Here is a 24,217-nt window from a genome sequence, read left to right on the forward strand (position 1 = left end):
ACGAATCCAGATTAATTAATGTAAATACTGCTCAGGTTTTACTGAGGTTAAAATGGTTGGTGCGTACTCAAAAAGGCTGAACAACTCTCGCAGAGCGCGGAAAAGTTTGTCACGCCAATAACAGTCCTCCTCATTCAAACGCCAGTGCGGCATCATAAATTCCTGCTCTGTCAGTCCCGCATGAAGAAACAATGAGCGTCTTTGGCTGACGGTCAGGCGGCTGATGAAAGTTGCTTTTGACGTGCCAAGTTGGCGATACCGGGTGAATGCATTTCTCAATTCATCAAGCGCGCAAACAAGACGCTCACGATCGGCTTCGGTCATTTCCTCTAAGCGCATGACAGAGTGACGCTGTTTTAATTGAGCGTGGAAACAAACCGTAAGACGCTCCCGTTCCATCATCTGATTGTAAAAATCGCAAGTGTCTTGCCAGCGAGGCTGAGCCAGATACTTGCAGACCAGACCACGAAGCGCTGTTGGTTGTTTCTGGATCACATCAAGTGTCATTACCGTCATAACCACAGTCCTCTCTTTTTGACCAGGCGACGAAGCTTCTCGATAACGCCCGGCTTTCGGGTTCGGATGATGATGCCCTTACGTCCACGACCGTGAGTGATAGTGAAGTTGGTAGGTTTAGGACTTTCTCTTCGAAGCAGCTGTGCGATACAGCGAGGTTCATTCTTCATACTGGCTCACCTAATCCGAGCCACATCAGCCAACCATCTCTAATTTCCTTCGGGCGGCTGTCATAGGCCATCTTCATGCCCTTGTTCCAAGCTGGCAGGTAAACCCAATATTCCCCTGCGCGTCCACTAGTTGACTGTGGATCAGTCATCTCGACTACAGGCAGCTTGCCCTTTTCAATCATGCCTTTAACGGCTGCAGGTGTTTTACCAATAAGGCGCGCGAATTCCTGGTATGGAACCGCATCTGTTCTACTTACAAGCTGGTTGTTCATCTGCTACGATTCTCCTTTAGTGTGATTAATTGCTCTTAATGGGCTTTAATTGCTCTCACTAGATAACCCAATAAGAGTAAAACGTCCCGATAGGGGCAATATTCTTCCATAGGAGTAACTATGTCAACCCCGGTATTTGAGAAGATAAAGCTGATTAGAGAATCAGAGAGATTAAATAAGAGGCAATTCAGTGAGTTAACAGGAATAGCCTATAGCTCTCTTGCTGGTTATGAGTCCGGAGACAAAAAGCCCGGAGTTGAGCAAATCATGAAAATCCTGCAACACCCCCGGTTCACAAAGTACACGTTGTGGTTCATGGCCGATCAAATAACACCTGAAGCTGGGCAAATTGCACCGGCTCTCGCGCACTTTGGGCAGCAGACAACAACGTCACCCCACTCAGACCAGAAAACTGGCTAACCATCTACGGGGCTTATTTGTGCAGAAAATGCACTGTGAGTTTTTGTTATCTAAATCAGGAAATTGAAGTACGCAGTAACATCATCGGGAGGCTTTATGTCTGTTAAAAAGCTCGATGATGGTCGATATGAAGTGGACATTAGACCGGCTGGGCGTAACGGAAAACGCATCCGTCGGAAGTTCGACAAGAAAAGCGAGGCGATGGCTTTTGAAAAGCATACTCAATATAACCATCACTCAAAGGAATGGCTTTCAAAACCAACGGACAAACGCCAATTGTCGGAACTGAAAGAGTTGTGGTGGAAGCTGAAAGGTAAACATGAGGAACACGGTCAATCTTATCTCAGGAAAATTGAGCGTTTCGAAACGATGACCGGAAATCCGTGCGCTTTCCAGATCACCAAGAGCCTGATAACGCAATATTGTGCTCAACGCCGGGGTGAAGGTATTAAGCCAACCACCATCAACCGCGACCTGATCACGCTAGGTGGGATGTTTACAACCCTGATTGAGTCAGAACTGTATAACGGTGAGCATCCATTCAGGGGATTCAAAAAACTGAAAGAGCAGACAGCCGAAACGGGCTATCTCACTCTTGAAGAAATTGACGCCTTACTAGCAGCGCTCTCAGGTGATAATCGTAAAATTGCGGTTTTGTGTTTGAGTACCGGGGCAAGATGGGGAGAAGCGGCACGGTTAAAGGCGGAGAACGTGATTCATAACCGGGTGTCTTTCGTTAAGACGAAAACCAACACACCGCGCACGGTCCCGATCTCTGATGATGTTGCGGCTTACGTAGTCGGCAAAACACGAGGCTTTCTGTTTCCTGAGGCCAGTTATGCTGACTTCAGGCGAACCCTCAAAGAGGTTAAGCCCGATTTACCGGCGGGACAAGCAACACATGCGCTACGACACTCTTTCGCCACGCACTTTATGATTAACGGAGGCAACATCATTACACTGCAGAGGATCTTAGGTCATACGAAAATTGCGCAGACAATGGTCTATGCGCACTTCGCTCCTCAGTACCTGCAGGACGCGATTTCGCTTAACCCGTTGAAGGGTGCAAATGGTGGTCAGAGTGTCCACAATGTGTCCACACCCTAGCCGCTTTTTATGGCTTTTGACTGCTAGTAGTAAAACGTGAAGCCTTGTCTGGCGCGGCTTTCCAGTTACGCCAGACATTAAAAAGGCTCCCTCAGGAGCCTTTCAAACCATCAATGCAGCGACGCTAGCCTCGCCGCAAACCCGACAAACAGCAGCCCTATCAGCCCGTTCCCCAGCTTTGCCAGTTTCTTTTTCGTTTTCAGATAACGCGTTACAAACGCGCCTGAGAAGATCAGGAAGCTCATATACATAAAGCTTATTAATTCCAGCGTCGTCGCGAGGATCAGGAAAGAAGTGCCGGTGCTCTGCGCATTCACGTCAATGAACTGAACGAAGAACGATACGTAGAACAGAATCGCTTTGGGATTGGTCAGGCTTAATACCAGCGAACGTTTCATGATCATACTGGCCGGTTCGGGGCCGCTCTCATGCGCGTTTTTCTGGCGGTTCACCACTGACCAGAGCATTTTGCCCCCCAGCCAGAGCAGATAGAAAGCCCCAAGATAGCGCACGATATTAAACAGTACCGGCGTGGTCTGGATTAATGCCGCGACGCCCGCCCAGGCCAGAAACATCAGAACCGCATCGCCGATAAATACGCCCGTGGCGGCAAGATACCCTTTTTTAACGCCGTGACCGATCCCGGTTTTTAGCACAAACAGGGTATTCGGCCCTGGCACCAGCACGATAAAAAATGCGCCGACAACATACGTCCAGAAATTCAGTACGCCAAACTCCGCAAACACTTCTCCCTCCTTTTGCTAAACACAACAGGAATATCGCTGCAAATACGCTATTCCTAAAAAATCAGTCGCTATAAAATCAGCGGGCACCCGTTACGGTGCCCTCATGGTTTCAGATATCCTGGACTGCGAACAGCAACGCATTGCGGTGCCTGGTCAATCCACATTTTCTGATGGCGTGAATACGCATATTGCGGCGGGATTGTGCTTCCAGCCAACGAGCCTTGCGACGACTCACCTGTCGCAACATGCGCCAGCGCCCTACTTCTGTTCTACTGCGCTTCATGTCTACAACTCTTTAACTTACAGAGTCGCCATTATAAACCCAACCCGGCAGCAAACCAGCGCTTTTACCTGGCGTTTTTATTTGCCAGATGAATCCTGATGCGTACACTCATAACAATACGCTTTCAAAAGGATTTTTTTACCTATGACAACCTTCTACACCGTGGTGAGTTGGCTGGTCATTTTGGGATACTGGCTGTTAATCGCGGGTGTGACATTACGCATCCTGATGAAGCGCAGAGCCGTACCCTCTGCCATGGCCTGGCTTCTGATCATTTACATTCTCCCGCTGGTGGGAATTATTGCCTATCTTTCTTTCGGTGAGCTTCATCTGGGTAAACGCCGCGCCGAGCGGGCCCGTGCCATGTGGCCCTCCACCGCGAAGTGGCTGAACGATCTTAAGGCCTGCAAACATATTTTTGCCGAGGAGAACAGCAGCGTCGCCTCCTCACTGTTTAAGCTGTGCGAGCGCCGTCAGGGGATTGGCGGCGTTAAGGGCAATCAACTGCAGCTGCTGACCTCGTCCGACGACGTCATGCAGGCGTTAATCCGCGATATTCAGCTGGCGCGTCATAATATCGAGATGGTTTTTTATATCTGGCAGCCCGGCGGGATGGCTGACCAGGTCGCTGAATCGCTGATGGCCGCCGCGCGTCGCGGCATTCACTGCCGCCTGATGCTTGACTCCGCGGGTAGCGTGGCATTTTTCCGTAGCCCCTGGGCGGGCATGATGCGTAATGCCGGGATAGAAGTGGTTGAAGCGCTGAAGGTAAATCTCCTGCGCGTGTTTCTGCGCAGGATGGATCTCCGTCAGCATCGCAAAATGATCATGATCGATAACTATATTGCCTACACCGGCAGCATGAATATGGTTGACCCGCGCTTCTTCAAACAGGACTCGGGCGTAGGTCAATGGGTTGATTTGATGGCGCGAATGGAGGGGCCGATTGCCACCTCGATGGGCATCGTTTATTCCTGCGACTGGGAAATAGAGACCGGCAAGCGTATCCTGCCGCCACCGCCGGACGGCAATATTATGCCGTTTGAAGAGGCCAGCGGTCACACCATTCATACCATTGCTTCCGGGCCGGGCTTCCCGGAAGACTTAATCCATCAGGCGCTGCTGACGGCAACCTACTCGGCGCGTGAATATCTGATCATGACGACGCCCTACTTTGTCCCCAGCGACGACCTCCTGCACGCGATCTGTACCGCCGCGCAGCGCGGTGTCGATGTGAGCATCATTTTGCCACGCAAAAATGACTCCCTACTGGTGGGCTGGGCCAGCCGGGCATTCTTTAGCGAACTGCTGGCCGCAGGGGTAAAAATTTATCAGTTTGAAGGCGGATTGCTCCACACCAAGAGCGTTCTTGTCGACGGTGAGCTGAGCCTGGTGGGCACGGTCAACCTGGATATGCGCAGCCTGTGGCTTAACTTTGAAATCACGCTGGTCATTGATGATGCTGGCTTTGGCGGCGACCTTGCGGCGGTGCAGGATGATTATATCTCCCGCTCGCGGCTGCTGGATGCCAGACTGTGGGTAAAACGTCCGATGTGGCAGAGAATTGCCGAACGACTGTTTTACTTCTTTAGTCCGTTGCTGTAAAACGTGCCCAACGATGTTAAACAGGTAGTCATCATGGAAATGGATCTGAACAATCGCCTGACCGAAGACGAAACGCTCGAGCAGGCCTATGACATTTTTCTCGAACTGGCGGTTGATAACCTCGATCCCGCAGACGTGATCCTCTTTAATCTACAGTTCGAAGAGCGCGGCGGCGCTGAATTGTTCGACCCTTCAGAAGACTGGGCTGAGCATGTGGATTTCGACCTGAATCCTGACTTCTTTGCCGAAGTGGTGATTGGGCTGGCCGATGAAGACGGCGGCGAAATTAACGATATTTTCGCCCGCGTCCTGCTCTGTCGCGAGAAAGACCACAAGCTGTGCCATATTCTCTGGCGCGAATAATAAAAAAGGCTGCGATTGCAGCCTTTTTTATTTACTCCGGCAATTCACTGCCGCAGCGGTAACAAAACCGCGCGCTGTGTTCATGTTCGCCCTGCTGGCAATGAGGACACTTGCGCTGCTGCTTGCGGTTCTGGAAGGCGCTGCTCATGTGTGTGGTAATAAGTCCCGTCGGGATCGCAATTACCGAATAGCCAATCAAAATCAGCACTGACGCCACGATGCGCCCCAGTGGCGTATGGGGCGTGATATCACCGTAGCCCACGGTCGTGACGGTCACAATGGCCCAGTAGACGGACGCATTGAGCGTCGTAAAGCCATATTTGGGCCCTTCTATTAAATACATCAGCGCGCCAAAAACAATCATGACGATGGCAATAAACGAGTAGAACAAAATAAGCTGATGCCGGGCGCTGACGATCGCACTCCAGAACACGCGTAATGACGGCATAAAACGCAGCAATTTCAGAATACGTAATACCCGAATCACGCGCATCGCGCGCCAGGCAAAGACATAACTCAGGCTAATCTCCGGCCACAGCCACATGACATAGAGCGGCAGGATGGTGGCTAAATCGATAAATCCCCAGAAGCTGAAAACATATCTGGCCGGATTGGGCCAGGCTATTACCCGGAGGAGATATTCAGCGGTAAAAACCAGGGTAATCGCCAGCTCAAGCCAGACAAAGATATGCCATTCGTCAAACGTCAGGTGGTATTGCGTCCCGGCACCCGATTCAATAAAGATGACAACCACGCTGAGGAGCGCAAATAAACCGCACAGACCTTCAAAGCGTCGCCCGGAAACCGTTTCAGGATCGAATAAAAAATGATATAGCCGCCGACGGGCTGACGTGAATAAACGCGACACAGTTACCTCGCAAAAAATAAGGGCTGACATCATGTCAGCCCTTGCGATTATAACGGGTCTACTTTCAGGCAGGAAACCGCATGTCGGAAACTGCCTTCCAGAACCGGTCGCGTTTTAGCACATTCCGGCCCGGCCATCGGGCAGCGCGTGCGGAAGACGCAGCCTGACGGCGGGTTAATCGGTGAGGGTAATTCCCCTTCCAGAAGCTGGATCGTTTTATTCTTTTCCAGATCCGGATCGGGGATCGGCACCGCGGACATCAGCGCTCTGGTGTAAGGGTGCAATGGATTATGGTACACCTCGTCATAGGTGCCCAGCTCCACGGCATGCCCCAGATACATTACCAGCACGCGGTCAGAGATGTGTTTCACCACGGCCAGGTCATGCGCGATGAAGATCAGCGACAGCCCCATTTCGCGCTGCAGTTTCTGCAGCAGGTTAACCACCTGCGCCTGAATGGACACGTCCAGCGCGGAAACCGGCTCATCGCAGATAATCAGCTTCGGTTCGAGGATCAGCGCACGGGCAATACCAATACGCTGGCACTGACCGCCGGAGAACTCATGCGGATAGCGGTTGATGAGGTTTGGCAACAGGCCGACTTTCATCATCATCGCCTTCACGCGGTCGCGCACTTCCTGACGAGACATCTTCGGATGATAGGTCCGCAGCGGCTCGGCAATAATCTCACCGATGGTCATGCGCGGGTTTAATGATGCCAGCGGATCCTGGAAAATCATCTGGATATCGCTGCGCACCTCGCGCCACTCGTCGGGCTTCATGCCCAGCAGGTCTTTACCCAGCCAGGCCACTTTACCGTCGGTGGCTTTGACCAGACCGATAATGGCTCGCGCAAAGGTCGATTTACCGCAGCCGGACTCTCCCACCACGCCCAGGGTTTCCCCTTCGTACAGGCGCAGCGTGACGCCATCCACCGCTTTCAGGGTCTTCGGCGGCTGCCAGAACCACTGTTTGCCGTCTTTGATGTCGAAATGCACTTTAAGATCGGCAATTTCGAGCAGCACGTTGCGTTTTTCATCTAATGCATTCATACCAGCTCCTCCTGCGGCTTAAAGCAGGCGCGCAGACGGCCTGGTGCAAACTCTTCCAGCGGCGGAGCGCTGTTGCAGATTTCCATCGCGTGCGGGCAGCGCGGCTGGAACGGACAGCCTTTCGGCAGTCGCAGCAGGTTTGGCGGGTTGCCCGGAATGGTGAGCAGAGATTCCCCTTCTGCATCAAGACGCGGCACCGCGTTCAGCAGACCAATCGAGTACGGATGGGCTGGCTGATAGAAGACATCGCGCGCTTTACCGTATTCCATGGTACGACCGGCGTACATCACCAGCACTTTGTCACAGATGCCCGCCACTACGCCCAGGTCGTGGGTGATCATGATAATCGCCGTGTTGAACTCGCGCTTCAGCTCGTTCAACAGGGTCATGATCTGCGCCTGAACGGTAACGTCCAGCGCGGTGGTAGGTTCATCGGCAATCAGCAGCTTTGGCCGGCACAGCAGCGCCATCGCAATCATCACGCGCTGACGCATACCGCCAGAAAACTCGTGCGGGAACATGCGCATACGCTTGCGCGCTTCCGGCATTTTCACCGCATCCAGCATTTTGACCGACTCTTCAAAGGCCTCCGCTTTGCCCAGGCCTTTGTGCAGCATCAGGACTTCCATCAGCTGCTCGCCTACGCGCATATACGGGTTCAGCGAGGTCATGGGATCCTGGAAAATCATCGAGATCTGCTCAGCGCGCAGCTTGTTCAGCTCGTGTTCCGGCAGGTTGAGGATTTCGCGACCGTTGAATTTAGCGGAGCCCCCAATCACGCCGTTAGCAGCCAGCAGGCCCATCAGCGCAAAGGCAGTCTGGGATTTTCCGGAACCGGATTCCCCTACGATCCCCAGCGTTTCACCCGCGCGCAGGTTGAAGTTGAGATCGTTGACGGCGGTAACATCCCCGTCCGGCGTTTTAAAGGTCACGCGGAGGTCTTTCACATCCAGCAGAAGGTTATTCTGCTGTTGCGCCTGTGGCGCAGTGGCCGTTTCAATAATTGTCATGACGGCGCTCCTTAACGGTCTTTCGGGTCGAGGGCATCACGCAGGCCATCGCCGATAAAGTTAAAACAAAACAGGGTAACGACCAGGAAACCCGCCGGATAAAGCAGCAGCCACGGTGAAACTTCCATCGAGTTTGCGCCATCGCTCAGCAGCGCGCCCCAGCTGCTCAGTGGCTCTTGTGTACCCAGACCCAGGAAGCTCAGGAAAGATTCAAACAGGATCATGCTTGGTACCAGCAGTGAGGCATAAACCACCACCACGCCCAGCACGTTAGGAACGATATGGCGAACCACGATATTCCCGGTAGATACGCCGCCTACCTGCGCGGCTTCGATAAACTCTTTGCGTTTGAGGCTCAGCGTCTGGCCGCGAACAATACGCGCCATATCCAGCCAGGAAACCATCCCGATAGCCACGAAGATCAGCAGGATATTCTGGCCGAAGAAGGTCACCAGCAGGATGACGAAGAACATGAACGGGAAGGAGTTCAGGATTTCCAGCAGACGCATCATTACCGAGTCTATTTTGCCGCCGAGGTAGCCGGAAAGTGAACCGTAGAGCGTACCCACGATCACCGCCACCAGCGCGGCAGCAATACCGACCATCAGCGAGATACGGCCACCGATAGCGACACGCACCAGCAGATCGCGTCCCGAGGAGTCCGTGCCAAAATAGTGGCCTGATTCCATATCCGGCGCGCTGGACATCATGCCCCAGTCGGTGTCGAAATAGGTAAATTGCGACAGCATCGGCGCTAGGGTCACAAACAGCGCGATGATCACCAGAACAACCAGACTGGCAACCGCTGCACGGTTGTGCATAAAGCGACGGCGCGCGTCCTGCCAGAGGCTACGACCTTCTACTTCCAGTTTTTCACTGAAGTTTTCCAGCGCCTCGCTGTTTTTCTTACTCAACATCATGGCGTGCTCCAGCGTTAGTAACGAATTTTCGGGTCGATGACGGCATACAGCACATCGACGATAGCGTTAAAGAGAATGGTCAGCGCACCGACGAGAATGGTCAGGCTCAGCACCAGCGAATAGTCGCGGTTGAGCGCGCCGTTAACGAACAGCTGACCAATGCCGGGCAGGCCGTAGATTGTTTCGATAACCATAGAGCCGGTGATGATCCCGACGAATGCCGGTCCCATGTAGGAAAGCACGGGCAACAGCGCCGGTTTGAGCGCGTGGCGGAAGATAATCCGACGCATCGGCAGCCCTTTAGCGCGCGCGGTACGAATGAAGTTCGAGTGCAGCACTTCGATCATTGAACCACGGGTGATACGCGCGATACTGGCGATGTACGCCAGAGATAATGCCACCATCGGCAAAATCATGAACTTCAGTGCCCCGCCGTTCCAGCCGCCTCCAGGCAGCCACTTCAGCGTGATGGCAAATATCATCACCAGTAATGGCGCGACAACGAAGCTGGGTATCACTACCCCGGTCATTGCCACCCCCATTACGGCATAATCCCATTTGGTATTTTGTCTGAGCGCGGCGATGACGCCTGCGGTGACCCCGAAAACGATGGCCAGAATAAATGCCGCAGCACCCAACTTAGCCGAAACCGGGAAGCTGGACGCGACCAGGTCGTTAACGGAATAGTCTTTATATTTAAATGACGGTCCAAAATCGCCGTGGGCCAGCTGCTTCAGGTAATTGAAGTACTGGGTGGAAATAGGATCGTTCAAGTGGTATTTCGCTTCGATATTCGCCATGACTTCAGGCGGCAGCGTACGCTCACCGGTAAATGGACTGCCCGGCGCAAGACGCATCATGAAGAAGGAAATCGTGATGAGAATAAATAGCGTTGGAATCGCTTCAAGACAGCGACGTAGGATAAATTTCAACATTGCCCGTACCTTCTGGCGTGTGCCTATATTATGTGACGTTGGTTAGACACCGTGGGGCGAGCATGCCCGCCCCACTCATTGCCATTAATGCTTGATAATATACAAGTTTTTAACGTAGATATTATCCATCGGGTCTTTACCGGTATATCCACCTACCCACGGTTTCACCAGACGGGCGTTAACGTAGTAGTAAACCGGAACGATCGCGGAATCTTTATCCAGCTGCTGCTCGGCTTTAGAGTACAGTTCTGTACGCTGTGCTTCGTCAGTGGTTTTCAGCGTGTCGCCAATCAGCTTGTCGAACGCCGGGCTCTTATAGTGCGCGGTGTTGTTCGAGCTGTCGCTCAGCATGGTGTTCAGGAAGGAGGTCGGTTCGTTATAGTCCGCACACCAGCCAGCTCGTGCCACATCAAAGGTGCCCTGATGACGGCTGTCGAGGAAGGTTTTCCACTCCTGGTTTTCCAGCTTCACGTTCGCGCCCAGGTTCTTTTTCCAGATTGAGGCAACGGCGATAGCCAGTTTTTTGTGCAGATCGGAAGTGTTGTAAAGCAGGCTGAAGGTCAGCGGCTTATCTGCGGTGTAACCCGCTTCGGCCAGCAGTTTCTTCGCTTCTGCGTTACGCTGTTCCTGAGTCTGTTTAAACCACTCTGGCTCGGTCAGTTTTGCGCCATCGGTGTATGGAGGGGTATAGCTGTACGCCGGCAGATCGCCCTGGTTTTTCACTTTGTTCACGATGATATCGCGATCCAGTGCCAGCTTCAGCGCGGTACGAACACGTACGTCGGTAAACGGTGCTTTCTGGTTGTTGATTTCATAGTAATAGGTGCACAGGTACGGATCGACGTGAACTTCTTTAGGGATCTCTTTTTTCAGTTTCTGGAACAGTTCAATCGGCATGTTGTTATAGGTCATGTCGATTTCACCGCTGCGATAGCGGTTAACGTCAGTCACTTCGGACGAAATTGGCAGGTAGGTCACCTGGTCAATAACGGTTTTCGCGTTATCCCAATACTGCGGGTTACGGTCAAGCACCATACGTTCGTTGACCACCCAGTCTTTCAGCTTATAGGCACCGTTGGTCACGATATTGGCAGGCTGCGTCCATTTCTCACCAAATTTTTCCACGGCGGATTTTGGTACCGGGGAGACGGACGGGTGAACCAGCAGCTTATAGAAGTACGGAACAGGTTCGCTCAACGTCACTTCAAAGGTATTGGCATCGATCGCTTTTACGCCCAGGTCGGTAACAGGTTTTTTGCCCGCGATGATGTCATCAATATTGGCGATGTGGCCATATTGCAGGTAGCTCGCATACGGAGAAGCGGTGGTTGGATTCGCCAGACGCTGCCAGCTATAAACGAAATCTTCGGCCGTGACCGGTGTACCGTCGGACCATTTCGCATCTTTACGCAGATGGAAGGTCCAGACTTTGAAATCTTTGTTTTCCCATTTTTCTGCAACACCCGGCGCCGGGTGGCCGTCTACGTCTGTCACCAGCAGGCCTTCGAACAGGTCGCGGTTAACGTTAGACTCAGGAACACCTTCAATTTTGTGCGGGTCAAGAGACTGAACTTCCGCACCGTTGTTACGCACCAGCGTCTGTTTCTCCGCCAGTTGAACACCTGCAGGAACGTCCGCAGCCATTGCAGCGTTGCCCGCGATTAGCGCAGTTAAAATCCCCGCCGCTACCAGATTTTTTTTTGTGATGATGGACATTGTGTTGGTACTCCACTCATTATAATGACTGGCCTTCGCCAGCTGTGTAATCCCCTTTTGGGGCCTGTACAGCGCAGGAGTTTTTTTTGCTGCTGTCAGGTTCTTCTTTTACTGCTTGCTATCACCGACTTTTTTATTACTGACCGCTCGTATGGCCGTCTTGCGTCGATTCTTTACAGGCCTCCCCTGTTTGAGACCTGCACTGGATATCTGAGAAGAGAACTATATGAAAATAATTCTCATCTGCTTGTTTTATGCTGCAAAATATTAGGCCGGAAAGTATCAAATGGCGTAAACGCGCGCCAATACATTTTGCAAATTTGTTAAGCAATTCTCTTTTACGGTGAGTACCGCATCGTTGAGGGCAGCCCTGCCGGACATCGAACACCACTTAAAAATCATGACATTCAATAAGATAGAGAAATTTTTCTCTACACGCGCGTCGCTGCGCTATCATCGAGTGATTTTGTACAAAAATTTAACAACTGGTTATTATTTAGCACATTCATCTAGGGGAATGTTGAATTTACTAATATCATTTCGGTTATCTCTCAGCAAGCCCCAGAGTATCATGTGAGTAAAATAACAGGTCGATCGAAGGTTTTCTGCGCACGCGGGTTTGGCGGGAATTAATAACTTGTTGAAATACAAGCAATGAACATTATTAGTAGAATTTATTATGATATGTGAGCATTTCAACTTTAGTTATAGGATTTACTGATAATGACGTAAAAAAACGGAGCCGTGGCTCCGTTCTTTCATACGAAATATCAGTGCAGCAAACCGGGGAAAATGCTTTTAATTCCTGTAACGATGAATTCAATCCCTAACGCCATCAACAGCAGGCCCATAATACGCGTTATGACGTTAATGCCCGTCTGCCCCAACAGTCGCACCAGCCAGGGCGCCATGCGGAATACTCCCCAACAGCAGAGCGCGAAAAGTGCAATGGCAACGGAAAAGCCAATCAGGTGCATCAGGCTATGGTAACGCGTGCCCCAGACAATGGTTGAACTGATGGCGCCAGGGCCAGCCATGAGCGGCAAGGCCAGCGGCACCACGCCAATACTTTCGCGGATGGCGGTTTCTGACTTCTCCTGCTTGTTCTGTTTATCCTCGCCCAGCTTACCGCTGATCATGGACATGGCGATGGTCACGACCAGGATCCCACCCGCTATGCGGAACGAGTCAATCGAAATCCCGAAGAGCTGGAGAATGGCGTCCCCAAGAAAAAGGGAGGTGAGCAATATGATAGCCACTGACAGGTTAGCGGTGAGGTTGGTCTTATTCCTCGCCGCCGCCGTCTGGTAACTCGTCATACTAATAAAGACAGGAATGATCCCCACCGGGTTGACCAGGGCAAACAAACCAATAAAAAATTTAAAATACGTTGGAAAATCAAAGAGCGTTTGGATCACGTTTTGCTCCGCTTATACACATGCCCGGGACTGACACTTTGTCATGAGAAATCGCGCTGAAGATACCCTTTTTATTAGCATACTTCACTCGAAATCTGTGGCAAAACGTTATCATTTCAGGATGTTAAACATATGTATAATCAATGATAGCGTCGCTTCCATTACTTACGTAATTATTTAACACTTGAAAAATCTCAACGAAATAACCCTGCTGAAAGGTATCAGCTTGGGGGAAAATTGACGCAGATCATGATTTCCGTACTCAGAAGTGAGTAATCTTGGTTACGCCCCCAGGGAGATCACCTGACAAAAAGGGATGATGCTAAGGTAAGGCTCTTTTAGTAAATTAGTGTGCTGACGCAGAAAGTAACTCTTTGTTTTACTTTGTGTTACGCAAGTCGTATCGGCTCTGTCTATACTGTGTGACGTATCGAGCGCTGGTTTACTAAAAGAGTTTAAACATTATCAGGAGAGCATTATGGCTGTTACTAATATCGCTGAACTGAACGCCCTCGTCGAGCGCGTTAAAAAAGCCCAGCGTGAATATGCCAATTTCACCCAAGAACAGGTTGATAAAATCTTCCGCGCGGCCGCACTGGCTGCTGCAGATGCTCGAATCCCTCTCGCTAAAATGGCCGTTGCCGAATCCGGCATGGGTATCGTGGAAGATAAAGTGATCAAAAACCACTTTGCTTCCGAGTATATCTATAACGCCTATAAAGATGAGAAAACCTGTGGCGTGCTGTCCGAAGACGACACCTTCGGTACCATCACCATCGCTGAACCTATCGGCATCATCTGCGGTATTGTTCCGACAACTAACCCAACGTCTACAGCTATCTTCAAATCACTGATTAGCCTGAAGACCCGTAACGCAATCATCTTCTCTCCACACCCACGTGCGAAAGACGCGACCAACAAAGCTGCGGATATCGTCCTGCAGGCGGCGATCGCTGCTGGCGCACCAAAAGATCTGATCGGCTGGATCGACCAACCTTCTGTTGAGCTCTCCAATGCGCTGATGCATCACCCGGACATTAACCTGATCCTGGCGACCGGTGGTCCTGGCATGGTTAAAGCCGCATACAGCTCCGGTAAACCAGCGATCGGTGTGGGCGCCGGTAACACTCCTGTTGTTATCGACGAAACTGCTGACATCAAACGTGCCGTTGCGTCTGTACTGATGTCTAAAACCTTCGATAACGGCGTGATCTGTGCATCTGAACAGTCTGTTGTTGTTGTTGATTCCGTGTACGACGCAGTTCGTGAACGTTTCGCCAGCCACGGCGGCTACCTGCTGCAGGGCAAAGAGCTGAAAGCCGTTCAGGACATCATCCTGAAAAATGGCGCACTGAACGCTGCTATCGTGGGTCAGCCGGCTTACAAAATTGCTGAACTCGCAGGCTTTACCGTTCCGGCAACAACCAAAATCCTGATCGGTGAAGTGAAAGTTGTTGACGAAAGCGAGCCGTTTGCACATGAAAAACTGTCTCCAACGCTTGCCATGTACCGTGCGAAAGATTTCGAAGACGCGGTAGAGAAAGCCGAGAAACTGGTTGCCATGGGCGGTATCGGTCACACGTCTTGTCTGTACACCGACCAGGACAACCAGCCAGAACGCGTTGCCCACTTCGGTCAGATGATGAAAACTGCACGTATCCTGATTAACACCCCTGCTTCTCAGGGTGGTATCGGTGACCTGTACAACTTTAAACTCGCACCTTCCCTGACTCTGGGTTGTGGTTCCTGGGGTGGTAACTCCATCTCTGAAAACGTTGGTCCAAAACACCTGATCAACAAGAAAACCGTTGCTAAGCGAGCTGAAAACATGTTGTGGCACAAACTTCCGAAATCTATCTACTTCCGCCGTGGCTCTCTGCCAATCGCGCTGGATGAAGTGATTACTGATGGCCACAAACGTGCGCTCATCGTGACTGACCGTTTCCTGTTCAACAACGGCTACGCTGACCAGATCACTTCTGTACTGAAAGCGGCTGGCGTAGAAACTGAAGTGTTCTTTGAAGTTGAAGCTGACCCTACTCTGAGCGTTGTGCGTAAAGGTGCTGAGCTGGCTAACTCCTTCAAACCAGATGTGATTATCGCACTGGGTGGTGGTTCCCCAATGGACGCCGCGAAAATCATGTGGGTCATGTACGAGCATCCTGAAACCCACTTCGAAGAACTGGCGCTGCGCTTTATGGACATCCGTAAACGTATCTACAAGTTCCCGAAAATGGGTGTAAAAGCGAAAATGATCGCGGTAACCACCACTTCCGGTACCGGTTCAGAAGTTACGCCATTCGCAGTAGTAACGGACGATGCAACAGGTCAGAAATATCCACTGGCTGACTATGCACTGACCCCAGACATGGCTATCGTTGATGCAAACCTGGTCATGGAGATGCCGAAATCACTGTGTGCGTTCGGTGGTCTGGATGCGGTAACTCACGCCCTGGAAGCTTACGTTTCTGTGCTGGCATCTGAGTTCTCTGACGGTCAGGCTCTGCAGGCGCTGAAACTGCTGAAGGAAAACCTGCCAGCGTCCTACAACGAAGGGTCTAAAAACCCAGTAGCACGTGAACGCGTTCACAGTGCAGCTACCATCGCCGGTATCGCGTTTGCGAACGCCTTCCTGGGTGTTTGCCACTCTATGGCGCACAAGCTGGGTTCACAGTTCCACATTCCTCACGGTCTGGCGAACGCCCTGTTGATCAGCAACGTTATCCGTTATAACGCTAACGACAACCCAACCAAGCAGACTGCTTTCAGCCAGTACGACCGTCCGCAAGCGCGCCGTCGTTACGCTGAAATCGCGGACCACCTTGGTCTGAGCGCACCGGGTGACCGCACTGCTGCGAAGATTGAGAAACTGCTGGCATGGCTGGAAAGCCTGAAAGCTGAGCTGGGTATTCCAAAATCTATCCGTGAAGCAGGCGTTCAGGAAGCTGACTTCCTCGCTCACGTAGATAAGCTGTCTGAAGATGCATTCGATGACCAGTGTACTGGTGCTAACCCGCGCTACCCACTGATCTCCGAGCTGAAACAGATTCTGCTGGATACCTTCTACGGTCGTGAGTTCAAAGAAGGTGACGTTGCCGCTGTGAAAACAGAAGTTCCTGTCATCAAAGCTGACAAGAAAGCGAAGAAAAGCGCTTAATTGAAAGCAGAAGAAAAAACCCGCCTTTATGGCGGGTTTTTTTATGTCTGTATAACAAGGGTGGCGTTATTGCCTGTTGTCGTGTTGAATCGCCGTCAGCGAGCCTACAGACAACGCTTCTTTATAATGCTTACGACAGACTGAAACATAGCGTTCATTACCGCCTATCACCACCTGCTCGCCATCTGCATAAGGTTTCCCGGCCTGGTCAAGACGAAGCACCATGCTGGCTTTTCGACCGCAGAAGCAGATTGTTTTCAATTCGACAAGCTTATCCGACCAGGCAAGCAAATACTGGCTACCAGCAAAGAGCTCACCGCGGAAATCCGTACGCAGGCCGTAACACAGCACGGGAATATCGAGCTCATCAACCACCTCTGAAAGGGCATGAACCTGTTCACGCGTCAGAAACTGGCTCTCATCTACCAGAACACAGTGAATGGGCTGCAAAGCATGTTCTGTACGAATGTCCTCATATAGATCGGTTTTCGGGTTAAACAGTCTGGCAGGCGACGAGAGCCCTATTCTGGAGCTCACCTTCCCTGCGCCAAAGCGATCGTCAATTTCAGCCGTATAAACAACGGTACGCATCCCGCGCTCCTGGTAATTGTACGAGGATTGCAGCAACGCGGTGGATTTCCCGGCATTCATTGCCGAATAGTAGAAATAAAGTTGTGCCATTGGCCGTAAAACCCTAATCAATGTGTAATATTCCCGATGATTCATTGTACCATAATTTGTCTGGTCATCAGCGATGTAGCACACAGAGGAAGCGTTTCAGCACGGAGTTCACAACCTTCTTTTCATGAAAATAACCCGCTAAAACATGAAGTAAACTCCTTCAGCCTGGCCAATATGTTATATGTTTAGCCAAACATAACACTGCATTTTATAGTGGAATCGCCGTTCATTAAAATTCACTATTTATTAACTATTTCACTCTTAACATCACGGAGGGGAACTAATACAAAAGGCTGATATTTCTCCGCCGCAACTATAATTCCTTCGGTAAATGTCACAAAAAAAAGAGGCAATCGACCGGGTCCAGCCGGGTTAGCTGATAACAAACGAGACTGTTGGGTGATGAAATTTAAGTTAGCGTAATTAATAATAGCGGCATTATTTAGTATTTTTTGAATTCCTTACATTCCTGGCTATTGCACAACTGAATTTATGGCTCTATTATTAGGTCAACAAACCACCCCCCATTATAAGTTTGAGATTACTACAATGAGCGAAGCACTTAAAATTCTGAACAACATCCGTACTCTTCGTGCGCAGGCAAGAGAATGCACCCTCGAAACGCTTGAAGAAATGCTGGAAAAATTAGAAGTTGTAGTTAATGAACGTCGTGAAGAAGAAAGCGCAGCTGCTGCTGAAATCGAAGAACGTACTCGTAAACTGCAGCAATATCGTGAAATGCTGATTGCTGATGGTATCGATCCAAATGAATTGCTGAACAGCATGGCTGCAGCTAAAACTGGTACTAAAGCCAAGCGTGCTGCTCGTCCTGCTAAATATAGCTACGTTGACGAGAACGGCGAAACTAAAACCTGGACTGGCCAGGGCCGCACTCCTGCTGTTATCAAGAAAGCCATGGACGAACAAGGTAAACAGCTGGACGACTTCCTGATCAAGGATTAATCCAGCCGTATTCAGAAAAATCCCGCGTAATGCGGGATTTTTTTTAACCTAAATTTGTCGCAAACATCCCCTTACACTCTGTCATAAAGCATTATTTTGCAATTTTAATAACTGTACTTAGAGACAGGTTTCAGAAGTGTTTAGGGCATAAAAAAACCGGTGGGCAGCGCCTCACCGGTTTCGGACATATGTACCCGTGGCTTATTTCTTAATACCTACGCTCTCTTTGAGCCAGGTTTTAAATTCTTCACCAAGAGTATTGTGGCGAATACCATATTCAACAAACGCCTGCATATAACCAAGCTTATTACCGCAGTCATGGCTCTTACCTTTCATATGGTAAGCCTCAACGGTCTCTTTCTCGATCAGCATATCAATGGCATCCGTCAGCTGAATCTCATCACCCGCTCCTGGAGGCGTTTTCGCCAGCAGAGGCCAGATTTCAGCGCTCAGAACATAGCGACCTACAACAGCCAGGTTTGAAGGCGCTACGTCGGCTTTAGGCTTCTCTACCACGCCAACCATTGGCACGCTTTCGCCCGGCTCAAGGTTAACGCCTTTGCAGTCAACCACACCGTATGCCGTCACGTCTTCAACAGGCTCAACCATAATCTGGCTGCTACCGGTTTCGTCGAAACGTTTGATCATCTCTGCCAGGTTATCCTGAGAAAGATCGGATTCGTATTCGTCCAGAATTACGTCAGGCAGAATTACCGCTACAGGCTCATCACCTACAACAGGATGTGCACACATTACAGCGTGGCCCAAACCTTTAGCCAGGCCCTGACGAACCTGCATAATGGTAACGTGAGGCGGGCAAATAGACTGAACTTCTTCTAACAGCTGACGCTTAACACGTTTTTCCAGCATGGCTTCAAGTTCAAAGCTTGTATCGAAATGGTTTTCGATAGAGTTTTTTGATGAATGCGTAACCAGCACAATTTCAGTGATGCCGGCTGCGATACATTCATTAACGACATACTGGATTAATGGCTTATCAACCAGAGGCAGCATCTCTTTAGGAATTGCCTTAGTTGCTGGTAACATCCTGGTCCCCAATCCCGCTACCGGGATGACGGCCTTTCTGACTTTCGAATTTAGGGCAGCCATTCAAATTCTCCTGAGCTGTTCAAGTTTTGAACTTTTATGCAATAAATAACGCGTTGAGTATATCAGCCTCGCCCCGCAGTCCGGGTCTGAAAAGAACGCGTTGCCGATCAATTAGGACAAATACGCATGAATCTGGGCAGCGATAGTAGCACTCCCCGTAAAACACAGGTAAAGCAATCTTAAAATTAAGATCCAATTGCTTATTCCGTGGACAACATTAAGCGTAGCCGTCCCCCGGCGCCCCAAATTTGGCACTGCCAGGAGGAACAGCGGTGGCTAATTTGATTAAGATACGCCGTACCCAATGTCCCAAGCGGAACGCCGTTACTCACCTGAATATGATGTTCACCGGTATTCAGTGAAGCGTTGAGACCTGCTGAAACGAGGATCAGATTCTTTAAACCGCTGTGGTAATAGCCGACCAGCAGCGGGAACTGTCCGGGCAAATTAGCCTGGCGAAAAAGCTGGTTTACCTGTTTGAGCAAACTGCCTAACTCCGGCAGCCGTTGTCCCTGATGCGATAACTGTTCCTGCAGCAAACCATTAAAAAGCGCGCGAAGAAGTAACGCGGCTAATACGCCATTATCCCCTGCCCGGGTAACATCCAGAGAATAAAACGCAAGGTCGGAATCAGATAAAGGTGCGATATCCAGTACCAGTCCCGGCTGATCAGCCGCCACCAGCTGACGATAATTTACGCGGCAGTGTGAAATAGTTTGCTGTACGGGTGGCTGAAGTTCTTGCAACAGTTTCGCCGCAGCAGGAGGATCACTCACCAGGGCATCCCAGTCCTGGAAAAGACGCTCCTCTTCCTCTACCCGGGAATTAAACATATTCGGATACAGGCACGCTAAGACCGTTTCTCGCAGCCGGTTCAGATCCTTGACCGGTTTAAGCAGAATATCCTGGACACCGAGTCGCAATGCTTTGGCGATATCCGCCATATTCTCTGTGGCAGAGATCACCAGAATCGGCGTCTGGTTGCCTTCGTTACGCAGATGTTCAACCAGCTTCAGCCCGTTCATGCGCGGCATCTCAATGTCGCAAATCATTAAATCGGGCGTAATGCTGATCATTTTTTCCAGGGCGTCGATACCATCTTCAGCCAGTGAAGTGATTGCTCCCAGCGAGGATAACCACGAATCCAGTAGCGATCGGAAAACGGGCTCGTCTTCAACAATCAAAATGTGTTTTCCGGCCAATGGCTGCGTCATGGTTCCTCCCCTGGCTGACAGTAACTAAATAGTGGCATGCGATCGGCACTATCGCCTGTCAGATTTTGCTGAAGTAGTCAAAAAAAGGTGCTTAACGTGCTGTTTGCACAAAAGGCAACAATTCGTCCATTTTCTTTTCGACGGCTAACGAGCCCGCTGCGATGGCGGCCTCAGCCCGATGGAAATCAAGAGTAGAGATTTGCGGACAGTAAGGCTGAATAAGAATATCTGGCGGATCGCCTGCCATACGATTGCGCTTAAGGCGATTCTCCAGTACCTGGATTGACGTGGTCATGATTTCTATCGCCGTCGGCGCGGCAACCGAGCGTCGCGCGGCCATACGCCCGATTCTACCGCGCAGGCGCTCATGCCAGGCCAGTTTCTCGCCCTCGGCATCTTCGCTCTGGAGATTGACCGGCATGAGATCCTGTTGCATCAAGTGGGCGTCGTGCTGCAGGTCGACGGCAATCACGATATCCGCCCCCATTGCACGGGTCAGAGAGATGGGAACCGGGTTTACAACGCCACCGTCGACAAGCCAGTAACCGTTGTGTGGGACAGGCGCCATAAGCCCCGGCATGCTGCAGGAGGCGCGCACGGCAAGATGGATATCCCCTTCGGTTAACCACAGTTCGCGTCCCGTGCTGAGGTTCGTCGCGACGGCGCCAAAGGGCATCTGACAATCAGTGAAGTCTTCGAGAGGCATAACCTGGCGGAACTGGTTAAAGACGCGTTCGCCGCGCAACAGCCCACCACGCTGCCACGAGAGGTCCATCAGGCGCAGGACGTCCCAGTAACTGAAGGAACGCACCCAGGTCTCGAGTTCCGGAAGCTTCCCGCACGCGTAAGCGGAGCCGACAAGCGATCCTATTGAACACCCTGCGACAATATCTACGTTAATGCCCATCTTGTTTAAGGCATTAATCACGCCGATGTGTGACCATCCCCGGGCTGCACCTGAGCCCAGCGCCAGTCCAATTTTAACCTTTCTCATTAGCCCTGTTTTACTTCCCCTGGATTCCTGACATAGCGTCAACGCAACAGCTCAGTTAACATAGTGCTACCCGAAGCGTTTTACGCCTTTATTATTTGTTCCAGGAAGAGAATCGTGTCTCAACTCTGCCCTTGTGGTAGCGCTCTGGAGTATAGCCTATGTTGCCAGCGATATCTGTCTGGCGATCAGGTTGCACCAGACCCGTCACACCTCATGCGTTCACGTTACACTGCTTTTGTGATCAAAGACGCAGACTACCTGATTAAAACCTGGCATCCCTCCTGCCACGCTGCCGAATTCAGACAGGACATCGAAGCCGGCTTCGCGAACACGCAGTGGCTCGGCCTTACCGTCTATGAATCCTCAACGGGCAGTCATGTGGATGAAGGTTACGTCAGCTTTGTTGCTCGTTTTACCGAGAATAATAAACCAGGTGCCATTATCGAGCGTTCCCGGTTCTTAAAGGAAAGCGGGCAGTGGTATTATATTGACGGAACGCGCCCACAGTTTGGTCGTAACGATCCCTGCCCGTGTGGTTCAGGTAAAAAATTTAAAAAGTGTTGCGGGCAGTAATGCCTGACAACCCAGACTTCGCAAATACAAACAGGATTTCCCGGCGATGCAATCATTACAACGTAAAGTTCTGCGCACCATCTGTCCCGATCAAAAAGGACTGATCGCACGAATTACCAACATTTGCTACAAACATGAACTGAATATCGTGCAGAACAACGAGTTCGTTGACCACCGTACCGGCCGCTTCTTTATGCGTACCGAACTCGAAGGTATTTTCAACGACACCACCCTGCTTGCCGATCTCGACAGCGCGCTTCCGGAAGGTTCCGTGCGCGAACTGACCCCAGCCGGTCGACGCCGCATCGTGATCCTGGTGACCAAAGAAGCACACTGTCTGGGCGACCTGCTGATGAAAGCAAACTACGGCGGTCTGGACGTGGAAATAGCTGCCGTTATTGGCAACCATGAGACGCTGCGCACGCTGGTCGAGCGTTTTGATATTCCGTTCGAGCTGGTGAGCCACGAAGGCCATACCCGTGAAGAACACGACGATCTGATGGCGCAGGCCATTGAAGCGCATAACCCGGACTACGTGGTGCTGGCGAAATACATGCGCGTGTTAACGCCATCCTTCGTGGCGCGTTTCCCGAACAAGATCATCAACATTCACCACTCGTTCCTGCCGGCCTTTATTGGCGCGCGTCCCTACCACCAGGCCTACGAGCGCGGCGTGAAGATCATCGGTGCGACCGCGCACTATGTGAATGACAACCTGGACGAAGGTCCAATCATCATGCAGGACGTGATTCACGTGGACCACACCTACACGGCCGAGGACATGATGCGTGCAGGGCGTGACGTTGAGAAGAACGTGCTCAGTCGTGCGCTGTATCAGGTGCTGGCGCAGCGTGTCTTTGTCTACGGCAACAGAACCATCATTCTTTAATCTTTCGGAAAATGAATTGATTAGCTTTGCGCCTTTACGGATAAAAAGCAGGCAAACAGCTTCATTTACCTAAAGGAATGCTTTACAGGGGCGCCTCATTTGATATGATGCGCCCCGCTTCCAGCAGGAAGCAGGCCAGTAAAAAGCATTACCCCGTGGTGGGGTTCCCGAGCGGCCAAAGGGAGCAGACTGTAAATCTGCCGTCATCGACTTCGAAGGTTCGAATCCTTCCCCCACCACCATCTCTCAGCACGACATCAAAATTTGAATTACCCCTGGTGGGGTTCCCGAGCGGCCAAAGGGAGCAGACTGTAAATCTGCCGTCATCGACTTCGAAGGTTCGAATCCTTCCCCCACCACCATCTCTCAGCACGACATCAAAATTTGAATTACCCCTGGTGGGGTTCCCGAGCGGCCAAAGGGAGCAGACTGTAAATCTGCCGTCATCGACTTCGAAGGTTCGAATCCTTCCCCCACCACCATCACCTTCAAATAACTCCAAACCTCCATTTTGCACCAGGCATCATGTATTTCCGTAACGGGGAAGGATGAGAAGCTTCGACTAAGGTTCGATTCGAGCGTAGCGAGAAAGCGTTGCCGCAGGCAACGACCCGAAGGGCGAGGCGCAACACGCCGAGTAATCCTTCCCCCACCACCATCACTTTCAAATAACTCCAAACCTCCTTTTTGCACCAGGCATCATGCATTTCCGTAACGGGGAAGCCTTCGCAGGCGCAGCCGCCACCCGGCGACAGAAGCCAGAAGCCTACATCGGCGGCAAACGACGCTTCACCGGCGAACTCTTCACAATCGACGTATTGCACTGGGCATGCTCCGCCAGGCCGTCCAGCAGCACATCCAGCTGCTCTATCGATCGCACCACCAGCCTAATCACAAAGCAATCTTCCCCGGTGACTTTGTCGCTCTCTATACACTCCGGCATCGCCTGAATGTATTTATCCACCTTATGCAACAACCCCGGCAAAGGACGCACGCGCACCAGCGCCTGCAGCGTATACCCCAGCGCCGCCAGATTCACCCGTGCGCCATACCCCTGAATCACACCGCGCTCTTCCAGCCTCTTCAGGCGTTCTGCCGTGCTGGGGGAAGTCAGACCGATGCGTCCGCTGAGCACCTTCAAAGACATGCGCGCATCTTCGACCATACAGGCTAAAATTCGACGGTCGATATCATCGAGAAGGTATTCCATCGTTTTCACCTAATTTTAAAAAGCC

24 protein-coding genes, 3 tRNA genes and 1 other RNA gene are annotated in these 24,217 nt (G+C 51.2%); 12 read left to right on the plus strand and 16 right to left on the minus strand.

Annotated features, from left to right (window positions below):
- Window positions 1-15 precede the first annotated feature (15 nt).
- Both SPH27_RS03570 and SPH27_RS03575 read right to left on the minus strand, forming a co-directional pair.
- A complete protein-coding gene (locus tag SPH27_RS03570; protein ID WP_180256425.1) occupies window positions 16-516 on the minus strand; it encodes a replication protein B in 501 nt (166 codons plus the stop codon).
- Between the two features lie 166 nt (window positions 517-682).
- Entirely contained in the window at window positions 683-958 is a 276-nt protein-coding gene (locus SPH27_RS03575) for a regulatory phage cox family protein (protein ID WP_032667449.1), read from the minus strand.
- Between the two features lie 120 nt (window positions 959-1,078).
- Between SPH27_RS03575 and SPH27_RS03580 the strand changes: the two genes are divergently transcribed.
- Entirely contained in the window at window positions 1,079-1,378 is a 300-nt protein-coding gene (locus SPH27_RS03580; RefSeq protein WP_032667448.1) for a helix-turn-helix domain-containing protein, read from the plus strand.
- A 96-nt stretch (window positions 1,379-1,474) separates the two neighbouring features.
- Entirely contained in the window at window positions 1,475-2,485 is a 1,011-nt protein-coding gene (locus tag SPH27_RS03585; RefSeq protein ID WP_000111939.1) for a tyrosine-type recombinase/integrase, read from the plus strand.
- 110 nt (window positions 2,486-2,595) lie between these two features.
- On the opposite strand, the gene leuE is transcribed toward SPH27_RS03585, so the two are convergent.
- Together leuE and SPH27_RS03595 are read right to left on the minus strand one after the other, a co-directional pair.
- Window positions 2,596-3,231 carry a leucine efflux protein LeuE gene (gene leuE, locus SPH27_RS03590; RefSeq protein ID WP_023312092.1) on the minus strand — a complete coding sequence of 212 codons (636 nt, stop codon included), beginning with the start codon at window positions 3,229-3,231 and terminating at the stop codon, window positions 2,596-2,598.
- 109 nt (window positions 3,232-3,340) lie between these two features.
- On the minus strand, window positions 3,341-3,514 hold the full coding sequence (locus tag SPH27_RS03595; protein WP_086379783.1) for a YciY family protein: 174 nt from the start codon (window positions 3,512-3,514) through the stop codon (window positions 3,341-3,343).
- Between the two features lie 144 nt (window positions 3,515-3,658).
- Here SPH27_RS03595 and cls point away from each other — a divergent pair, with 144 nt between their 5' ends.
- Together cls and SPH27_RS03605 are read left to right on the plus strand one after the other, a co-directional pair.
- Entirely contained in the window at window positions 3,659-5,119 is a 1,461-nt protein-coding gene (gene cls, locus SPH27_RS03600) for a cardiolipin synthase (protein ID WP_029741729.1), read from the plus strand.
- Between the two features lie 33 nt (window positions 5,120-5,152).
- Window positions 5,153-5,482, plus strand: a complete 330-nt coding sequence (locus SPH27_RS03605) for an HI1450 family dsDNA-mimic protein (protein WP_006810881.1) — start codon at window positions 5,153-5,155, stop codon at window positions 5,480-5,482.
- Between the two features lie 31 nt (window positions 5,483-5,513).
- On the opposite strand, the gene SPH27_RS03610 is transcribed toward SPH27_RS03605, so the two are convergent.
- The 7 genes from SPH27_RS03610 to SPH27_RS03640 all read right to left on the minus strand — a co-directional run bounded on the left by SPH27_RS03610 (window position 5,514) and on the right by SPH27_RS03640 (window position 13,401).
- Window positions 5,514-6,383, minus strand: a complete 870-nt coding sequence (locus SPH27_RS03610) for an ion transporter (RefSeq protein ID WP_048975814.1) — start codon at window positions 6,381-6,383, stop codon at window positions 5,514-5,516.
- Between the two features lie 14 nt (window positions 6,384-6,397).
- Entirely contained in the window at window positions 6,398-7,402 is a 1,005-nt protein-coding gene (gene oppF, locus SPH27_RS03615) for a murein tripeptide/oligopeptide ABC transporter ATP-binding protein OppF (protein ID WP_023312094.1), read from the minus strand.
- Complete coding sequence (locus tag SPH27_RS03620) at window positions 7,399-8,412, minus strand: ABC transporter ATP-binding protein (protein WP_023312095.1); 1,014 nt, start codon at window positions 8,410-8,412, stop codon at window positions 7,399-7,401. Before SPH27_RS03620 ends, oppF begins: the two co-directional genes overlap by 4 nt.
- Before the next feature lie 11 nt (window positions 8,413-8,423).
- Entirely contained in the window at window positions 8,424-9,332 is a 909-nt protein-coding gene (gene oppC, locus SPH27_RS03625) for an oligopeptide ABC transporter permease OppC (protein ID WP_023312096.1), read from the minus strand.
- Between the two features lie 14 nt (window positions 9,333-9,346).
- Window positions 9,347-10,267, minus strand: a complete 921-nt coding sequence (gene oppB, locus SPH27_RS03630) for an oligopeptide ABC transporter permease OppB (protein WP_008502786.1) — start codon at window positions 10,265-10,267, stop codon at window positions 9,347-9,349.
- Between the two features lie 84 nt (window positions 10,268-10,351).
- The gene (oppA, locus tag SPH27_RS03635; protein WP_033145757.1) at window positions 10,352-11,983 is read right to left on the minus strand and encodes an oligopeptide ABC transporter substrate-binding protein OppA; all 1,632 of its coding nucleotides are present in this window, start codon (window positions 11,981-11,983) and stop codon (window positions 10,352-10,354) included.
- 770 nt (window positions 11,984-12,753) lie between these two features.
- The gene (locus SPH27_RS03640) at window positions 12,754-13,401 is read right to left on the minus strand and encodes a YchE family NAAT transporter (protein WP_023312098.1); all 648 of its coding nucleotides are present in this window, start codon (window positions 13,399-13,401) and stop codon (window positions 12,754-12,756) included.
- 478 nt (window positions 13,402-13,879) lie between these two features.
- On the opposite strand from SPH27_RS03640, the gene adhE reads away from it, so the two are divergent.
- Complete coding sequence (gene adhE / locus SPH27_RS03645; RefSeq protein WP_023312099.1) at window positions 13,880-16,558, plus strand: bifunctional acetaldehyde-CoA/alcohol dehydrogenase; 2,679 nt, start codon at window positions 13,880-13,882, stop codon at window positions 16,556-16,558.
- Window positions 16,559-16,624: 66 nt separating this feature from the next.
- On the opposite strand, the gene tdk is transcribed toward adhE, so the two are convergent.
- Window positions 16,625-17,239 (minus strand): thymidine kinase, encoded by a 615-nt coding sequence (gene tdk / locus SPH27_RS03650; RefSeq protein WP_182073007.1) that lies wholly within the window; start codon window positions 17,237-17,239, stop codon window positions 16,625-16,627.
- A 549-nt stretch (window positions 17,240-17,788) separates the two neighbouring features.
- Here tdk and hns point away from each other — a divergent pair.
- Window positions 17,789-18,202 carry a histone-like nucleoid-structuring protein H-NS gene (hns, locus tag SPH27_RS03655; protein ID WP_008502781.1) on the plus strand — a complete coding sequence of 138 codons (414 nt, stop codon included), beginning with the start codon at window positions 17,789-17,791 and terminating at the stop codon, window positions 18,200-18,202.
- A gap of 201 nt (window positions 18,203-18,403) precedes the next feature.
- On the opposite strand, the gene galU is transcribed toward hns, so the two are convergent.
- From galU to rssA, 3 genes are all read right to left on the minus strand, one after another.
- Entirely contained in the window at window positions 18,404-19,312 is a 909-nt protein-coding gene (gene galU, locus SPH27_RS03660; RefSeq protein ID WP_008502780.1) for a UTP--glucose-1-phosphate uridylyltransferase GalU, read from the minus strand.
- 200 nt (window positions 19,313-19,512) lie between these two features.
- Window positions 19,513-20,526, minus strand: a complete 1,014-nt coding sequence (gene rssB / locus SPH27_RS03665; RefSeq protein WP_033145760.1) for a two-component system response regulator RssB — start codon at window positions 20,524-20,526, stop codon at window positions 19,513-19,515.
- 91 nt (window positions 20,527-20,617) lie between these two features.
- The gene (gene rssA / locus SPH27_RS03670) at window positions 20,618-21,520 is read right to left on the minus strand and encodes a patatin-like phospholipase RssA (RefSeq protein WP_023312102.1); all 903 of its coding nucleotides are present in this window, start codon (window positions 21,518-21,520) and stop codon (window positions 20,618-20,620) included.
- 114 nt (window positions 21,521-21,634) lie between these two features.
- Here rssA and SPH27_RS03675 point away from each other — a divergent pair, with 114 nt between their 5' ends.
- The 6 genes from SPH27_RS03675 to SPH27_RS03700 all read left to right on the plus strand — a co-directional run bounded on the left by SPH27_RS03675 (window position 21,635) and on the right by SPH27_RS03700 (window position 23,640).
- Window positions 21,635-22,093 (plus strand): YchJ family protein, encoded by a 459-nt coding sequence (locus SPH27_RS03675; RefSeq protein WP_045888025.1) that lies wholly within the window; start codon window positions 21,635-21,637, stop codon window positions 22,091-22,093.
- A gap of 46 nt (window positions 22,094-22,139) precedes the next feature.
- Complete coding sequence (purU, locus tag SPH27_RS03680; RefSeq protein WP_023312104.1) at window positions 22,140-22,982, plus strand: formyltetrahydrofolate deformylase; 843 nt, start codon at window positions 22,140-22,142, stop codon at window positions 22,980-22,982.
- 157 nt (window positions 22,983-23,139) lie between these two features.
- Window positions 23,140-23,224, plus strand: a tRNA-Tyr gene (locus tag SPH27_RS03685).
- Window positions 23,225-23,259: 35 nt separating this feature from the next.
- Window positions 23,260-23,344 (plus strand) — tRNA-Tyr (locus tag SPH27_RS03690).
- Between the two features lie 35 nt (window positions 23,345-23,379).
- Window positions 23,380-23,464 (plus strand) — tRNA-Tyr (locus tag SPH27_RS03695).
- 45 nt (window positions 23,465-23,509) lie between these two features.
- Window positions 23,510-23,640: non-coding RNA, RtT sRNA (locus tag SPH27_RS03700), on the plus strand.
- Window positions 23,641-23,748: 108 nt separating this feature from the next.
- Here the strand turns inward: SPH27_RS03700 and SPH27_RS03705 are convergent.
- Window positions 23,749-24,192, minus strand: a complete 444-nt coding sequence (locus SPH27_RS03705) for an Lrp/AsnC family transcriptional regulator (protein WP_182072522.1) — start codon at window positions 24,190-24,192, stop codon at window positions 23,749-23,751.
- Between the last annotated feature and the right edge of the window lie 25 nt (window positions 24,193-24,217).

The organism is Enterobacter sp. A103, from assembly GCF_034427535.1.
Classification (GTDB): Bacteria; Pseudomonadota; Gammaproteobacteria; order Enterobacterales; family Enterobacteriaceae; genus Enterobacter; species Enterobacter asburiae_B.

Bases quoted from the DNA above. Each gene is read 5' to 3' on its own strand.
- SPH27_RS03605 (WP_006810881.1), top strand. From the start codon at position 5,153: ATGGAAATGGATCTGAACAATCGCCTGACCGAAGACGAAACGCTCGAG.
- oppC (WP_023312096.1), bottom strand. From the start codon at position 9,332: ATGATGTTGAGTAAGAAAAACAGCGAGGCGCTGGAAAACTTCAGTGAA.
- SPH27_RS03585 (WP_000111939.1), top strand. From the start codon at position 1,475: ATGTCTGTTAAAAAGCTCGATGATGGTCGATATGAAGTGGACATTAGA.
- cls (WP_029741729.1), top strand. From the start codon at position 3,659: ATGACAACCTTCTACACCGTGGTGAGTTGGCTGGTCATTTTGGGATAC.
- galU (WP_008502780.1), bottom strand. From the start codon at position 19,312: ATGGCTGCCCTAAATTCGAAAGTCAGAAAGGCCGTCATCCCGGTAGCG.
- SPH27_RS03575 (WP_032667449.1), bottom strand. From the start codon at position 958: ATGAACAACCAGCTTGTAAGTAGAACAGATGCGGTTCCATACCAGGAA.
- SPH27_RS03610 (WP_048975814.1), bottom strand. From the start codon at position 6,383: ATGATGTCAGCCCTTATTTTTTGCGAGGTAACTGTGTCGCGTTTATTC.
- rssB (WP_033145760.1), bottom strand. From the start codon at position 20,526: ATGACGCAGCCATTGGCCGGAAAACACATTTTGATTGTTGAAGACGAG.
- tdk (WP_182073007.1), bottom strand. From the start codon at position 17,239: ATGGCACAACTTTATTTCTACTATTCGGCAATGAATGCCGGGAAATCC.
- adhE (WP_023312099.1), top strand. From the start codon at position 13,880: ATGGCTGTTACTAATATCGCTGAACTGAACGCCCTCGTCGAGCGCGTT.
- SPH27_RS03580 (WP_032667448.1), top strand. From the start codon at position 1,079: ATGTCAACCCCGGTATTTGAGAAGATAAAGCTGATTAGAGAATCAGAG.
- rssA (WP_023312102.1), bottom strand. From the start codon at position 21,520: ATGAGAAAGGTTAAAATTGGACTGGCGCTGGGCTCAGGTGCAGCCCGG.
- SPH27_RS03620 (WP_023312095.1), bottom strand. From the start codon at position 8,412: ATGACAATTATTGAAACGGCCACTGCGCCACAGGCGCAACAGCAGAAT.
- hns (WP_008502781.1), top strand. From the start codon at position 17,789: ATGAGCGAAGCACTTAAAATTCTGAACAACATCCGTACTCTTCGTGCG.
- purU (WP_023312104.1), top strand. From the start codon at position 22,140: ATGCAATCATTACAACGTAAAGTTCTGCGCACCATCTGTCCCGATCAA.
- oppB (WP_008502786.1), bottom strand. From the start codon at position 10,267: ATGTTGAAATTTATCCTACGTCGCTGTCTTGAAGCGATTCCAACGCTA.
- oppA (WP_033145757.1), bottom strand. From the start codon at position 11,983: ATGTCCATCATCACAAAAAAAAATCTGGTAGCGGCGGGGATTTTAACT.
- SPH27_RS03595 (WP_086379783.1), bottom strand. From the start codon at position 3,514: ATGAAGCGCAGTAGAACAGAAGTAGGGCGCTGGCGCATGTTGCGACAG.
- oppF (WP_023312094.1), bottom strand. From the start codon at position 7,402: ATGAATGCATTAGATGAAAAACGCAACGTGCTGCTCGAAATTGCCGAT.
- SPH27_RS03570 (WP_180256425.1), bottom strand. From the start codon at position 516: ATGACGGTAATGACACTTGATGTGATCCAGAAACAACCAACAGCGCTT.
- SPH27_RS03705 (WP_182072522.1), bottom strand. From the start codon at position 24,192: ATGGAATACCTTCTCGATGATATCGACCGTCGAATTTTAGCCTGTATG.